We start from the raw sequence: 13,805 nt of genomic DNA, 5'->3' as shown, positions 1-13,805 counted from the left end.
TGCCTCAGCCCGCAGGCGTTTGTCCGTGGTCAGAAAAGCGCTTCAATCACCACGTCGGACGCTGGATACGCCACGCAGGGCAGGATGAAGCCCTCGCGTTTTTCATCCAGGCTCAGCCCCGGCCAGTCGATGCGGTACACCACCTGGCCGCTGACCAGCCGGCACAGGCAGGTGCGGCAGGTGCCGTTGCGGCAAGAACTGTCCCGCAGCCACACCCCGGCTTGTTCGGCGGCGCGCAGCAGCGGCAGCGCCGCAGGCGCTTCAAACACCGCGCCGTCGCCTGCGACACGCGCGATGAAGACAGTGCTGGCTGGGTCTGCCGGGGCGATGGCTGTCGGCTTGCGTTCTGGCATGGCGTGATGGGTGCGGGCAGGTTGGCGGTGCAAGGCGAAAAGCTGAATTTAACCCAATCCCTTTGGGCGCCGATTCGAATTGCGCGACAATCCGGCCTTTCCGACAGGCTGCTAGCCTTCCCCTGACTTTCACAAGCGATTTTTCTATGTCCAGCTATTCCGTCCGTCCCGCCGTTGCCCGTGATGCCAAAGCCATTGCTGAAATCCATGTTGCCACCTGGCAAGCCGCCTACAAGGATTTGATGCCCGACGACTACCTGGCCAAGATGACGGTGGACAAGCGCCAGGCCTACTGGCGCGAAGCGATCGAGTACAGCGAGCCGCAGGTGCTGGTGGCCACGCACGGCGACGAGATCGTCGGCTTCGTCGGCTTCGACCGTTCGCGCGATCCGAAGACCCGCTCCACCGTGGGCGAGATCTGGGCGCTCTACGTGTCGCCCGAGCACTGGAGAAAGGGCGTGGGCCTGCAGTTGTGGGACGGCGCGCGCGATGGCCTGAAGGATGAAGGCTGCACGCAGGTCACCCTGTGGGTGCTGCTGGGCAACGAGCGCGCGCTGGAGTTTTGCGAACATGCCGCCGGTTTCAAGCGGGAAATGCCGTCGCTCAAGACGGTCGATTTTGGCAGCGTGAAACTCGAAGAGCTGCGTCTCAAGCGGGCGGTGGACTGACGCCAGCCGCCGGCCGGCCGATGGTTTGCGACAGCACAATCTGGTGGTCGGCCTGCAGTCCCATAGCTTCCGACAGCGCCTGGCGGTCAATCCAGGCACGAATCACCGTTCCCAGCCCGGCCGAGGCACAGAATAAATAGACGGATTGCGCCATGGCGCCTGCCGCCACGGATGCATACGACTCGCGGTGCGCCGCCGGCACTGCGGTCATGCGGGAATGGTCTGCGACAAAAATCAGGTCGAGCGGCGCCCGGTCGACAAAGTCCTGGTAGCCGGTCACGCGCCGCATATCGGTCGCGCTGATCAGGTACAGCACATGGCCGGAAGACTCGTAGCGGTACAGGCCCTCGGGCAAGGCCACATACACCTCGATTTCCTGAGAATTCATCGCGCTCGGCGTCGTGCGGCCCTCGACATCGGGCCGGTTGACGCCCGCTGCCGCCCACAGCAGGTCGGACAGGACCTGATGACCCAGCGGGGAGGGTGAAAACTCGCGCTCCGAATGGCGCTGGCTGAGCGCCTGCATCAACGGCAGGCCGCCGTGCGTCTGCGGCGGTGGCAAGGACAGTGCGGAAACAGCATTGCCTTGCGCTGGCTGCGGCTTGAGCTGGCCGATCATCCCCAGCGCCAGTTTCGTCAGTGTGTTCATGGCTTCCCTTTTCTTGCGACAGCAACGTTTCCATGCTATGGCAACAAGCTCATCAGCACTTGTTATTAATCAAGCGCTTCGATGGAAAGAATCAGGGAAAACCCTTGTAGCCCCGACTTCGCGCGATTTCATGCGAAACGCGACGCAAAGGCTAACGTCGGTCCAGGCGTCAGGTCGGTACCGTGACCTCGCCTTCCTCGTCCGGAATCAGCGGCGTTCCCTGGTCGGGATTCACCGGCAGTTCCAGGCCTTCCTCGTCTTCGTCGGCCTCCTCGCCCGGACCCTTGCGGGGCAGGGTGTGGCCGGCGGCGCCTGCGTGGCGGTTCTGAAAGACGGAATTTGAAAAATGATGCATGCTGGGTTCCTCCGGTTTTTGGCGCGGCCGGTTGGCGCCACGCGTCAGCAGTGGATTATTGGCCCAAATCAGGCTCGGTTTCAGCCGGGCAGGGTTTGTCTTTCCTGTCCTACAAGGGCTTCCTGCGGCGCCGCACAGGCGGTGAACCGCAGCGCCGCTTAAACTGGACTTTCAAGCCCATGTGGCGTGGTTTCTGCACGGCACCGCCTGTCGGCAAGATTCGAAACTGCTGAATTTTTAAAGGAAACAAGATGGAACACACGACTTCATACCCCGGCGATCCCAGCGCTGGCAACACCAACACCACCGACGGCGGGGCGCTCAAGCGCGGCGTGGAATCGGCGGGCTCGGCGTTGCACAGTTCCATCGACAAGATGGTCGATCCTGCGATTGACACCGTTGCACGTGTCACCAGCGTGGCGCATGACGCGGTCAACCGGCTCTCCAGCGGCGCAACCCACATGGCTGACCGTGTTTCCGAACAGGCCACACGCGCTTCCGAGGCTTCCGGGCGTGCCGTGGAGTACTCAAAATCCTGGATTCAGGACAAGCCGCTCGAAGCCGTTGGCATGGCGCTGGCGCTGGGCTTTATCATCGGCCGCCTGACGGCGCACTGATCCAGACCGGGCCCATGCGCCGATGCCCGGAATCGGAAACCGCCTCAGGGCGGTTTTTTGCTGTCCCGGCATTCGGGATGATGTTGCTTTTCGTACCTTTCTCTATTTAACCCTGGCGTGCCACCGCACGCCCTGAAAACCCATGGCCACCAGCCTTTTAGCCCTGATCGATGACATTGCCAGCGTGCTGGACGATGTGGCCCTGCTGTCCAAGGTGGCGGCGAAGAAAACCGCCGGCGTCCTCGGCGACGACCTGGCCCTGAACGCGCAGCAGGTTTCCGGCGTCAAGGCGGAGCGCGAACTGCCGGTGGTCTGGGCGGTTGCCAGGGGTTCCTTCATCAACAAGGCGATCCTGGTGCCGGCGGCGCTGGCGATCAGTGCGTTTGCCCCGTGGCTGGTGACGCCGCTGCTGATGGTCGGCGGCGCTTTCCTGTGCTATGAAGGCTTTGAAAAGCTGGCGCACAAGTTCATGCACAGCACGGCCGAGCAGGCGGCCGAGCATGAGAAGCTCGCCAATGCGCTGGCCAATCCTGCGGTGGACCTGCGGGAAGTGGAAAAAGACAAGATCAAGGGCGCGATCCGCACGGACTTCATCCTGTCGGCGGAAATCATCGCCATCACGCTCGGCACGGTGCAGGACAGCCCTTTCACGACCCAACTGATGGTGTTGAGCGGCATTGCCCTGGTCATGACCGCCGGCGTCTATGGCCTGGTGGCCGGCATTGTCAAGCTTGACGACGGCGGACTCTACCTGAGCCAGCGTCCGGGCGCCGGGGCATGGAGCCGCTTTCAGCAAAGCCTGGGACGCGGCATCCTGTTTTCAGCGCCGTGGCTGATGAAGTTCCTGTCGATTGCCGGCACCGCTGCGATGTTTCTGGTCGGCGGCGGCATTCTGAGCCATGGTTTCCCGTTCCTGCACCATGCCGTTGACGTGGCCACACAATGGGCCAGCGATGTCAACGGAATTGGCGGTGTGCTGGGTGCCCTGGCGCCGCTGGCCATCGATGCCGTCGTCGGAATCATGGCCGGCGCGCTGGTGCTGCTGGCGGTCACCGCATTCAAGCGCATGAAGCCGGGCGCACATTGAACGCCGGGCAATCTTTCCCAACGTTCAGACGGTGCCAGGCAAGCTGACGGTTGCCAGGTCCAGCGCTTGCAGCTTCAACCCGAACTTTTGTCTTTGCCCGAACGGGCCGAAGGCTTGCCTTCCTGGTGAACGGCAAAGAGTTGCTTGTTGGCGCAAAACGGCCAGCTGCCTTTTTCTTCCGGTGCCGCGGGGCGGGTGGCATCGCGGGCGCGCTGCTCAATCATTTTGCGGCTGTCGCCATTGGGTGGCGGGGCGTTGAATCTTGACACGTGCTTGTCTCCCTGGGTAAGGTTTAACCTTAAACGTCCAGCGCCCGCCCTAGCTGTAGTCGCGGATTCAAGGCCTGCGTAGGATGACCTTGGCCCTTGCCCCCGGGAATTCCGACCGCCTGGAAGGCAAATCCTAGGATGCGGTTTTTTATCAGGAACTGCCTTGCAAAATTCACCCATGGCCTTTACCCCAACTCATCTCGTTGCCGGAATCGATTTTTCAGCCGCCAGCGACACCGTGGCGCGCCAGTTGATCGGCATGCGGCTGCTGGTCGATGGTGTGGGCGGCGTCATCGTCGAGACCGAAGCCTACGATGGCGAAGACCCGGCGTCGCACAGCTTTGGCGGCCCCAGCGCACGCAACGCAGCCATGTTCGGCCCGCCCGGCTGCGTCTATGTGTACCGCTCCTACGGCATCCACTGGTGCATGAACCTGGTCTGCCGCGAATCCGGACACGGCGCCGGGGTGCTGCTGCGCGCCATCGAGCCCACCGATGGGCTGGAGCGCATGCGCGAGCGGCGCGGGCTTAACGACGTCCGGCTGCTCTGCGCCGGTCCTGGCCGGCTGGGGCAGGCGCTGGGCATTGACCGCAGCTTCAACGGCCTGCGGCTGGGCGAACCGCCGTTTGCGCTGTTCCCCACCCCGCCAGGGCTGGCGCCGGGCGTCGTGGCCGGACCGCGCATTGGTATTTCAAAAGCCGTGGACCGGCTCTGGCGCTTCGGGCTGGCGGGCTCGCGTTTCCTGAGCCGGCCGTTTTGCCAGGGTGCTATTTAATTCATAGCTGCTTGCGCCCGCCATGCGTGCGCAAGTGCCCTGTTTTTCTCAAGAAATGCGGACGGCAGGGGTTTTATTGCCGGGAAAACCCCGGCCATCTGTTAAAACACTTGCTCTTTTCTTTCTGATCTTTCTGACTGCGTTACCCATGCCTACCTTCTTTTCCGTCACTTCCACCGCGCTTGCCGAAACCGCCGCCCCGGCCTCAACCCTGATCGAGTGGAAAGAAGCCGGCGTGGCGCATTCGGCGCTCTGGCGTTCCGAGCGCGGCGCCGCCCCGCCCCGGCGCATCGTCGAGGCCGACGACACCATGGCCGCCGACACCGCCTACCGGCTGGCTTGCGAAGGCACTGGCCTGCTGTGGCGCGGCGACTTCCAGAATGCCCGGCAGATGGTGCAGGCGCTGGCCCGGCGCATCGACAAGCCGCCGAAAGCGTCCAAGCTGGCGCGGGTCGCGACCAAGAAAGCCGCCGACAACGCCGTTTCCGGCGTGCCGGCCGGCCAGGATTTCCACCTGCACCGCCAGGCGCAGTCGCAGCGCGCCCGCGTGCTCGGCATGGTGCTGATCGAGTTCGGCGCCGACTACGCCGTTGACCTGCGCCGCGCACCTGACGCCAAACAGGCCTGCGCCGAAGCCTGGGGTGCGCCCGGCGACGTTGCCCAGCCCAGCGTGGCGTCGCTGCGCGAGCTGATGGGCGTGATCAGCGCGCACGAGTGGCGCAAGAAGGGCGTTGAAATCGCCGCGCTGGGCAAGGCGCCCAACAACCGCATCCACCCGCATTACGGCGTGTTTTCGCCGGTGCGCGGCGAGTACGTCGATCTGGTGGCCAACGCTCCCTTGCCCGCCAGCCCGTCTTCCAAGTTTGTCGCGTTCGACATCGGCACCGGCACCGGCGTGCTGTCGGCCGTGCTGGCGCTGCGCCCGGAAGTGGACCAGGTCGTCGCCACCGACCTGGACCCGCGCGCCCTCGAATGCGCCCGCGAGAACATCTACCGGCTGCGCCTGCCCAACCCGGTCAAGGTCATGCAAGCCGACCTGTATCCAGAGGGGCTGGCGTCGGTCATCGTCTGCAACCCGCCGTGGCTGCCGGCGCGCCCCGGCTCGCCGCTCGAAGGCGCGGTGTACGACGAAGACAGCCGCATGCTGCTCGGTTTCCTCAAGGGCTTGCCTGCGCACCTGGCGCCGGGGGGCGAAGGCTGGCTGATCCTGTCCAATTTTGCCGAGCAGCTGGGCTTGCGCACGCGCGCCGAACTGCTCGCCGCCATCAAGTCCAGCGGCCTGAAGGTGCTGGGCCGCATCGACGCCAAGCCTGAGCACCCGAAGGCGCTAGATGCCAGCAACCCGCTGCACAAGGCGCGCGCCGCCGAAGTGACGTCGCTGTGGCGCCTGGGCGCGGCTTGAGGCGGCTTAAAGCTCATCCCCGCACGCTGGCGGGTCCGTGACCATTTTGCTCGCGCCCATGGAAGGGCTGCTCGACTTCGTGCTGCGCGACATCCTGACGCGGGTCGGCGGCATTGACCGCTGCGTGTCCGAATTCATCCGCATCACCGACCAGCTGCTGCCCGAGCGTGTCTTCACCCGCATCGTTCCCGAACTGCTGAGCGGCAGCCGCACCCTGGCCGGCGTGCCGGTGCGCGCCCAGCTGCTCGGTTCCGACCCGGTCTGCCTGGCGGAAAACGCCGGGCGTCTGGCCGGACTGGGGCCGGCCGGCATCGACCTGAACTTTGGCTGCCCGGCCAAGGTGGTGAACCGCCATGGCGGCGGCGCCTTGCTGCTGGAGACGCCCGAGATCATTTTCGACATCGTTGCCGCCGTACGCCGCGCCGTGCCAAACCACATGCCGGTATCGGCCAAGATGCGGCTGGGCTTCAACGACGATTCCCGTGCGGTGGAATGCGCGCTGGCGATTGCCGGCGGCGGCGCCGACGAGCTGGTGGTGCATGCCCGCACCAAGGCGCAGGCCTACCGCCCGCCCGCGTACTGGGAACGCATCGCCGACATCCGCGCCGCCGTGCGGATTCCGGTGGTGGCGAATGGCGAAATCTGGACGGTCGAGGATGCGCGCCGCTGCCGCGAAGCGTCGGGCTGCGACATGCTGATGCTCGGGCGCGGCGTGGTCACCGACCCGGGGCTGGGCTGGGCCATCAAGGCGTCGATGAATGCCGCCGCGCCGCAAAACCGCGTCGGCTGGCCGGAGGTGCTGCCGCGCCTGGCCGAGTTCTGGCACGTCGTCTGCACCCGGCTGGACGCCCGCTCACGCGCCGGGCGCCTCAAGCAGTGGCTCAACTTTTTGCGGCGGCGTTTTCCCGAGGCGCAAACCGCTTATCAGCAGATCAGGACCACCAACGACCCGGCGCTGATTGATGCCTGGCTGGCGGCGATGCTGCAGGCGCAGCTTGTTGATGGCGCGTCAGGGCGCAAAGCAGCCATAAACGCCATCCCACCGGTTTGCGCGTAAGCAGACTCCGTTGGACACGCGGCATGTGACGTGTGTCAACGGCGGCGATGCAACTGGAGCTTGTCTGACGGCAGCGCAGTCGCTTGGACCACGCCAACGGCGTGGCGTGGGAGTTACAACCGTATTGCAGCGAGCGTCCCGCTCGTCCATGCGTTAACTTTTTCCAGGAGCGCACATGAACTCATCCAGCACTCAACCTTCAGGCGTGACACCCGCTGACCCAGACCTTGCAGAGCAGGCCGTTCCTGGCCATGGTGTTCCCTCCCAGGATCCGGACCCTGCCGCGCAGGTTGCCCTCAGTCCCGAAGAAGCCGAACGGGAATCAAAATCCGCCCTGATGGGGGGCGGCATCGTGGCAGGTTTGGCGACCGGTGCGGCCGTGGGTGCTGCGGTGGCAGGCCCGGTCGGTGTGATGGTGGGCGGCACGATTGGGGCTGTTGCCGGCGCGCTCGGCGGCAGCGCCGCCGGTGGCTTGGCAAGTCCGGAAAGCACGACCAGCGCTGACGAGTCGCCAAAGGATGCCGAAGGCACCGATCGCAGCATTCCGCCACGCCCTTGACGACGGCAGATGTCAATAGGCCGGTCGCTGGTTGACGCGGGTCCGGTGTTCCCTTAAAAAACAGGGTTTTCCAGGGAGAAAACATCAATGCACAGGCGAGAATTTTCACAGGCCGCCGCTGCCATGGCTGCCCTTGGCCTATGGGGCCGGCAGCATGCGCAGGCGACCGGGCAGCCTGAGGCAAAAATGCCCCCGGTCGTCATGGGGAGCAATCTTTCCGGCCTTGAATGGGCCATACCCGGACTGCGCCACGGCCTCAGTTCCGCCCCCAACATTCACTTCACCGTGCCGCGAAAGTCCGACGTGGCCTACCTGGCCGCCTGCGGGTTCACCAAGAACCGGCTGCCCATCCAGTGGGAACTGCTCCAGCCCATGCTGCCAGGCACCACCGCAAATGCCGCCGCCCGGTCTCTGATTGGCGAACCCGGCGCCTTTCATGCGGGCTATGCGTCCTACATCACCGGTTTGCTCGATGCCCATGCCGCGTCAGGCACGCGATGCATCATCGACCTGCACAACTATGCGCGCTATGTGGACTTCGTCTACCAGCCCGACGGCTCGGTCATCGGCCTGAAGGCGGCGCCTGATCCCCTGCTTCGGCCCTACACCACCGACAGGTTGCAGATACAGCGGCGGATTTTTGCGCTGGAGAAGGGCGCCACCCTCACGCCGGCCCTGTTTTCCGATGTGTGGCGCCGCATCGTGACGATGTGGAAAGGCCATCCCGGCCTGGGTGGCTACGGCCTGATGAACGAGCCCCACGAAATGCCCGAGCGCGGCAGCATCGTTGAAAGCAAAAGAGGCCGCGACGACCTGATGATCCTGCCGGTGTTCATGCAGGCAGCCATTGACACCATCCGCGCCATCGACAAGGAAACGCCGATTTATGTCGCTGGCAACGAATGGAGCAGCGCAGCCAGCCTGGCAACAAAAAATCCGGGCTATCCGCTGAAGGGAGACGGCCTGATTTATGAAGTGCATGCCTACCTGGACCGGCGCAGCACCGGACAAGCCTTCGACTGGGACACCGAATCGTCCCCCCGGAAAATCGGCGGTCTTCAGGGCGCGCCGATCACCCGCACCACCGGACGCGAGCGGATCAGGTCGGCGGTGGACTGGGCCAGGGAAAAAGGGGTGAAGCTCGCGCTGGGTGAAGTCGGCATGCCGGTCGATGACGCGCGCTGGGCCGAAAGCTTCAGGAACACCATCGACCTGGCGCTGCAAAACGGCGTCGAGGTGTACAGCTGGATGGCCGGTAACCACTGGCCGATACGCAGCAATGCCTTGAGCCAGGTGCCCGGCTGGCACCAGAACAAGACGCAGGAGTCGCTGGTCTCTGGCGTCATGAAAGCGTCGGCCGGCATTGCGCAGGCCCTGCTGTTCGACGACGGCCCGGGCCATGCGCGCGCGGGCACGCCCGTCACCATCACGGTGTATGCCCGGGGCAACCTGGCCCGGCCCGTGCGCCTTGCGGTGTCGGTCAAGGGCCGGGGCAAGCTCAGCAAGGAGGAGCTGACGATTCCGGCCGGTCCGAACGGACAGGATTCCTTCAGCTACACGCCCGCTGAAAACCAGGTCGCCGTGCTGAGCTACGCCAGCCTGGGTCAGTCGTCCATGCCGGTGCCGCCTGCGCGCAAGGTGTTCTCGCTGGCCGATCCGGTGGCCCATGCGTCCACCAGCCTGGGTGATGCGGCCCTGGCGATCATCGCCCGCTACGGCGCCTGCAAATGGGACATGGCCGACGCCTACACCGACTACATGCTCGGCGCGCCGGCGGCCAGCGGACAGGTGCTGCGCGCCGTGTCCGACTCGGGCTACGGCTCCAGCCCGGGCAATGCGATGGAAATGGTCAACTGGACCAACAAGGAAAACCCGGCCATGGGGAAAATGACGCTGCCGGTGCTGCGCGTGGCCAATGGCCGGAAAAGTTCGGTGCACCAGAGCGACACCTTCGGCTTGTGGTGCATGAAGTCGGTACCGCAAGCCGACGTGCGGCCCAACCCCGTCAACCGCATTCCCTACAACATCGAAGACAGCTACTTTGCCGTTGCCGCCGTCGGCATTGCCGCGCAAGACAGCAGCGGCCTGGTTTTCCAGGCGTCCGAGGCAGAGGCCAACCACGCCTGCGAACTCGGGTTTTCAAAAGGCCGCCCAGTCGTCCGGTGGGAGGATGCCAAAGGCCGGAAGGTGGAACTGACCGGCCCCGACAAGCTGGCGCCGAACCGGTTGTCGGTGCTGTCCTTCACCTGCGCGCCCGAGGAGCAGGCGCTGCGCGTCAATTCGGCGCTGGTGGAAAGCAGCAGCGCCACGTTTGCACCGGGCTACTTCAACCAGATGCTGATTGGCTGGGGTTTTCGCAGCTATTACCCGCAAGAAGGTTTCAGCGGCAACATTTATGCCGTCATCACCGGCAAGGGCGTTCCGACAGCGAGCGAACTGGCCATTTTGGAGCGCTACCTGCGCAGCTAGTGTCGTGTCGCACGGAGATTGCCCGGTCTGCAACGCCTGGCGCCGATGCCGGCGAGAATGCCGGGGGCTTGCGCGCTTGCCACGCAGGGCAACCCGCTTTCCCCTTGACATTCCCTTATGAAAGAACCCATGACCCGCGCGATCTACACAGCCTCGATTCCCGTTTTCAAACAGATGCTGGGCGGCCTCAGCGGCGTCTTGGCCAAGGCCGAAGCCCATGCGGCCGCGAAAAAAATCGACCCCAGCGCCTTGCTACAGGCGCGGCTCTTCCCCGACATGTTTTCCCTGCTGCGCCAGGTCCAGGTCGCCAGCGACTTCGCCAAAAGCGTCTCGGCCCGGCTGGCCGGCGTGGACGTGCCCAAGCTCGAAGACAAGGAGCAGACCTTTGCCGACCTGCAGGCGCGCATTGCCACGGTGCTGGAATTTATCAAAGGCCTGGATGCGGCCTTGTTTGACGAAGCCGCCAAGCGCGAGATCGTGACGCAGGCTGGCACCCCGAAGGAAAAGCGCTTCACCGGCGAGTCCTACCTGTTCAACTACGGCCTGCCGCATTTCTTTTTCCACACCACCACGGCCTATGCTCTTCTGCGCCACAACGGCGTCGAGGTGGGCAAGAAGGATTACATCGGCACGTATTGAGCCAGCGGCTGAGCCTGCAAAACCGCCGGCAAGAGCTATCGGGTGACCTGTATCGTTCGGTTTTAAAGCCGAATCGGCCGTTTGCGCAAGAAGGGCGGGCGCGGGCAGCTATGTAATCAATAGCATTGACGCTTCCAGGCCATTTCAGGCCATGCGCCCCTTGTTTGGAATGACCTGGCAGCCGGTGATGCGCCAGGACTTGTCCTTTTGCCGCTGCACGCTGTAGAGCGCGAGCCAGGCGCTGCCGCTTTCATCGGTCAATTGCACCCGCTGGATCACCTGGCCGTGGTGGTCCTCGGGCTTGAGAAAAGCGGTGGAAGCGGGGCGGTAGATGGCCGGGTAGCTTTTGCGCACCATGTCCATGAAACGGCTGGCCGTGCCGACCGTTTCACGGACATTGGGAGCGGCGAACGAAAACGCGGTGGCGGCATCGTCCCGGGCCAGCGCCGCCAGTTGCGCCTCGACCACGGCGCGCACGCCTTTTTCATCAGCCTCTGTCAGCGCCCATGAATGCATCGGCGCCAGAAGCATGAAGGCCGCCGCCAGCCAGCCGGCCAGGCGGGCAAGAAAAAGACATGAGGAAGGAAGGCTGTTTTTCATGGTGACGCTTTCTAGTCAAGCCCCGCAAATGCAGTCATCGCATCATGCCGCAAGCCTTGCTGAACAGTACGCAGCCGCTTCACAAACAGATTCAAGCGCGCGCAACTCGCGCCTGCGTCCTACCCGGTCCCCCGGCCGCCAAGCGTGACCGGGCCAGCCGCCGGTGTTAAAAAGCAGCATTCCTACTTCACACACGACTCGACATGGACAGCACCAACAGCGCCGCATGGTATGCGCAACTCGCCAAACCCTTCTTTGCGCCGCCGGCCTGGATTTTTGGCCCGGTCTGGACGGTGCTCTACATCGTCATTGCGATCAGTTTCGGGTTTGTGCTGGTGCAGACGCTCAGGCGGCGGCTGCCTTTTGCGGTCTTGTTTCCCTTCATCCTGAACCTGCTGTTCAATGCCGCCTACACGCCGATCCAGTTCGGCCTGCGCAACAACGGGCTCGCCAGCATCGACATCTTGCTGGTGCTGGGTACGCTGGTCTGGGCCATGGCGGCCATCTGGCGGCGGGCGCGCTGGGTGGCGCTGGTGAACATTCCCTACCTGCTGTGGGTCGGGTTTGCCACGGTGCTGCAATTGAGCATCACCTGGCTGAATCGCTGAAAATCGACGGAACCCGCCAGCGCCGCAGGCCATGAAACCCGGTTTCTTCAGCGCCCGCCATCTGCCCCGTGCGCTATGGGCGGTGGCCGCGCTCACCATCGCGGCTGTCGCCGGCCAGGCGGCATGGCGCATCAAGCAATCCGTCGATCTGGCGCGCCAGAGCGAGCCGCTCCAGGCGTCGCCCGCCGGCGCCACGGCCAGCCTGCTGATTGCCGGCGACAGCACGGCGGTCGGTACCGGCGCGTCTTCAGCCGCCCACAGCGTGGCCGGCCTGATCGCCAGCAACCATCCCGGCTTGCGCATCGTCAACCGCGCCAGCGACGGCGCACGCTTTGCCGACATCGCCCGCCAGCTGGAAGGCGACGGGCGCTTCGATGCGGTGCTGGTGCTGGGTGGCGGCAACGACGTGATCCGCCTGACTGCCCAAGACGCGCTGGCGCAGGACATTGCCAGGGTTGCACGACTGGCCACTGCCCGCGCGCCGCTGGTCGTCATCATGCCGCCCGGCAATGTCGGGAATGCGCCTTTCTTCATGGCGCCGCTGTCATGGCTGATGGCGAAGCGCTCCCGGGCAATGCACGGTTTGGTGCGCCAGGCTGCCGCAGACCACGGTGCGTTCTATGTCAGCCTCTACAAGGACAAGGCCGACGACCCGTTTGCCCAGCGGCCCGACGAACTCAACGCCCGCGATGGCTTGCACCCCAGCGATGCCGGCTACCGGCTTTGGTACGACGCGCTCAATGCGCAGGCGGGGCTGGCCGAACGGCTGGCGGGCAGCAAGGGGAATTAAAATCCGGCCCTTGTTGCTGCCATGACGAACTTGGCGGCCCGGACAGCAGCACTGTCCCGAACTTTCTTTTTACTTTTTATTGGCAAACGCATGTCCCTCCAGATCATTGAAGCGCAGACCGGCGAAGACCCGGTCGCCACCATTCTCATCATGCACGGCCTGGGCGCCGACGGACGCGACTTCGTGCCGATTGCCGAGCAGCTCGACCTGTCGAGCATCGGGCCGGTGCGCTTCCTGTTTCCCAGCGCGCCGCACATGCCGGTGACGATCAACGGCGGCTACACCATGCCCGCCTGGTACGACATTTTGGGCGCTGACCTGGTCAGCCGCCAGGACGAAGCCGGCATGCGCCAGACGCAGGCGTCGATGGAAGCCATCATCGCCAACGAAAAAGCGCGCGGCATTGCGGCCAAGCGCATCGTCGTCGCCGGTTTCTCTCAAGGCTGCGCGATGGCGCTGATGGCCGGCCTGCGCCACACCGAGCGGCTGGCCGGCATTGCCGGCCTGTCGGGCTATTTGCCGCTCGCCGAAAAAACCGCCGCCGAAGGCAGCGCCGCCAACCGGGACGTACCGATCTTCCTGGCCCATGGCTCGCGCGACGGCGTGGTGGCGCTTGAGCGCGCCGTGGCCACGCGCGATGCGCTGGCCGCGCTGGGCTATCCGGTCGAATGGCACGAATACCCGATGGAGCATTCGGTCTGCCCGCAGGAAGTGGCCGACCTGCAAAAGTGGCTGCTGCGCGTGCTCGCCTGAGCCGGTTTTGAATGAAATAGGCCGTTTGCGCATGATGGGCGTGCGCCAGCAGCTCCTGAAAATATAGCAGGCAAGGCCGCCGAAATCCGCCAGGGCCATCAAGCCCCGCGCTCGGCCGGCTTTTGGCACGGGCTGGCGACGCCTGCCGGCGGCAG

General features: G+C 64.6%; 17 protein-coding genes. 12 read left to right on the top strand and 5 right to left on the bottom strand.

The window, feature by feature from the left end:
* Positions 1-29 precede the first annotated feature (29 nt).
* Positions 30-353, bottom strand: a complete 324-nt coding sequence (locus tag EC86_RS0109490) for a 2Fe-2S iron-sulfur cluster-binding protein (RefSeq protein WP_029525409.1) — start codon at positions 351-353, stop codon at positions 30-32.
* 146 nt (positions 354-499) lie between these two features.
* Here EC86_RS0109490 and EC86_RS0109485 point away from each other — a divergent pair, with 146 nt between their 5' ends.
* Positions 500-1,021, top strand: a complete 522-nt coding sequence (locus tag EC86_RS0109485; RefSeq protein ID WP_029525408.1) for a GNAT family N-acetyltransferase — start codon at positions 500-502, stop codon at positions 1,019-1,021.
* Here the strand turns inward: EC86_RS0109485 and EC86_RS0109480 are convergent.
* Together EC86_RS0109480 and EC86_RS0109475 are read right to left on the bottom strand one after the other, a co-directional pair.
* Positions 1,002-1,670, bottom strand: a complete 669-nt coding sequence (locus EC86_RS0109480) for a nitroreductase family protein (RefSeq protein WP_029525407.1) — start codon at positions 1,668-1,670, stop codon at positions 1,002-1,004. The genes EC86_RS0109485 and EC86_RS0109480 overlap by 20 nt on opposite strands.
* A gap of 169 nt (positions 1,671-1,839) precedes the next feature.
* Positions 1,840-2,025 carry a hypothetical protein gene (locus EC86_RS0109475; protein WP_029525406.1) on the bottom strand — a complete coding sequence of 62 codons (186 nt, stop codon included), beginning with the start codon at positions 2,023-2,025 and terminating at the stop codon, positions 1,840-1,842.
* A gap of 251 nt (positions 2,026-2,276) precedes the next feature.
* Here EC86_RS0109475 and EC86_RS0109470 point away from each other — a divergent pair, with 251 nt between their 5' ends.
* Together EC86_RS0109470 and EC86_RS0109465 are read left to right on the top strand one after the other, a co-directional pair.
* On the top strand, positions 2,277-2,642 hold the full coding sequence (locus tag EC86_RS0109470; RefSeq protein ID WP_029525405.1) for an ElaB/YgaM/YqjD family protein: 366 nt from the start codon (positions 2,277-2,279) through the stop codon (positions 2,640-2,642).
* A gap of 142 nt (positions 2,643-2,784) precedes the next feature.
* Positions 2,785-3,729, top strand: coding sequence for a DUF808 domain-containing protein (locus EC86_RS0109465; RefSeq protein ID WP_029525404.1), 945 nt, complete (start codon positions 2,785-2,787; stop codon positions 3,727-3,729).
* Positions 3,730-3,803: 74 nt separating this feature from the next.
* Here EC86_RS0109465 and EC86_RS28745 read toward each other — a convergent pair whose 3' ends face one another.
* Positions 3,804-3,998, bottom strand: a complete 195-nt coding sequence (locus EC86_RS28745) for a hypothetical protein (protein ID WP_156955281.1) — start codon at positions 3,996-3,998, stop codon at positions 3,804-3,806.
* 178 nt (positions 3,999-4,176) lie between these two features.
* Here EC86_RS28745 and EC86_RS0109455 point away from each other — a divergent pair, with 178 nt between their 5' ends.
* The 6 genes from EC86_RS0109455 to EC86_RS0109430 all read left to right on the top strand — a co-directional run bounded on the left by EC86_RS0109455 (position 4,177) and on the right by EC86_RS0109430 (position 10,899).
* Positions 4,177-4,773, top strand: a complete 597-nt coding sequence (locus EC86_RS0109455; protein ID WP_029525403.1) for a DNA-3-methyladenine glycosylase — start codon at positions 4,177-4,179, stop codon at positions 4,771-4,773.
* A gap of 148 nt (positions 4,774-4,921) precedes the next feature.
* Positions 4,922-6,175 carry a methyltransferase gene (locus tag EC86_RS0109450; RefSeq protein ID WP_029525402.1) on the top strand — a complete coding sequence of 418 codons (1,254 nt, stop codon included), beginning with the start codon at positions 4,922-4,924 and terminating at the stop codon, positions 6,173-6,175.
* 37 nt (positions 6,176-6,212) lie between these two features.
* The gene (locus EC86_RS0109445) at positions 6,213-7,232 is read left to right on the top strand and encodes a tRNA dihydrouridine synthase (protein ID WP_232229846.1); all 1,020 of its coding nucleotides are present in this window, start codon (positions 6,213-6,215) and stop codon (positions 7,230-7,232) included.
* Between the two features lie 175 nt (positions 7,233-7,407).
* Complete coding sequence (locus tag EC86_RS0109440; RefSeq protein ID WP_029525400.1) at positions 7,408-7,791, top strand: hypothetical protein; 384 nt, start codon at positions 7,408-7,410, stop codon at positions 7,789-7,791.
* Positions 7,792-7,914: 123 nt separating this feature from the next.
* Positions 7,915-10,260, top strand: coding sequence for a glycoside hydrolase family 5 protein (locus EC86_RS0109435; RefSeq protein WP_232229845.1), 2,346 nt, complete (start codon positions 7,915-7,917; stop codon positions 10,258-10,260).
* Between the two features lie 129 nt (positions 10,261-10,389).
* Positions 10,390-10,899 (top strand): DUF1993 domain-containing protein, encoded by a 510-nt coding sequence (locus EC86_RS0109430; protein ID WP_029525398.1) that lies wholly within the window; start codon positions 10,390-10,392, stop codon positions 10,897-10,899.
* A 144-nt stretch (positions 10,900-11,043) separates the two neighbouring features.
* Here the strand turns inward: EC86_RS0109430 and EC86_RS0109425 are convergent, their stop codons facing one another.
* Positions 11,044-11,499: a DUF4864 domain-containing protein gene (locus tag EC86_RS0109425; protein WP_029525397.1), complete on the bottom strand. Its 456-nt coding sequence runs from the start codon at positions 11,497-11,499 to the stop codon at positions 11,044-11,046.
* A 203-nt stretch (positions 11,500-11,702) separates the two neighbouring features.
* Between EC86_RS0109425 and EC86_RS0109420 the strand changes: the two genes are divergently transcribed.
* The 3 genes from EC86_RS0109420 (at position 11,703) to EC86_RS0109410 (ending at position 13,650) form a co-directional block, all read left to right on the top strand.
* Entirely contained in the window at positions 11,703-12,107 is a 405-nt protein-coding gene (locus EC86_RS0109420; RefSeq protein ID WP_029525396.1) for a TspO/MBR family protein, read from the top strand.
* A 31-nt stretch (positions 12,108-12,138) separates the two neighbouring features.
* The gene (locus EC86_RS0109415) at positions 12,139-12,897 is read left to right on the top strand and encodes an SGNH/GDSL hydrolase family protein (protein ID WP_029525395.1); all 759 of its coding nucleotides are present in this window, start codon (positions 12,139-12,141) and stop codon (positions 12,895-12,897) included.
* A 90-nt stretch (positions 12,898-12,987) separates the two neighbouring features.
* Entirely contained in the window at positions 12,988-13,650 is a 663-nt protein-coding gene (locus EC86_RS0109410; protein ID WP_029525394.1) for an alpha/beta hydrolase, read from the top strand.
* Positions 13,651-13,805: the final 155 nt, after the last annotated feature.

The sequence above is a fragment of the Polaromonas glacialis genome (assembly GCF_000709345.1).
Classification (GTDB): Bacteria; Pseudomonadota; Gammaproteobacteria; order Burkholderiales; family Burkholderiaceae_C; genus Polaromonas; species Polaromonas glacialis.
This window is presented reverse-complemented; position numbering and strand designations above follow the sequence as displayed.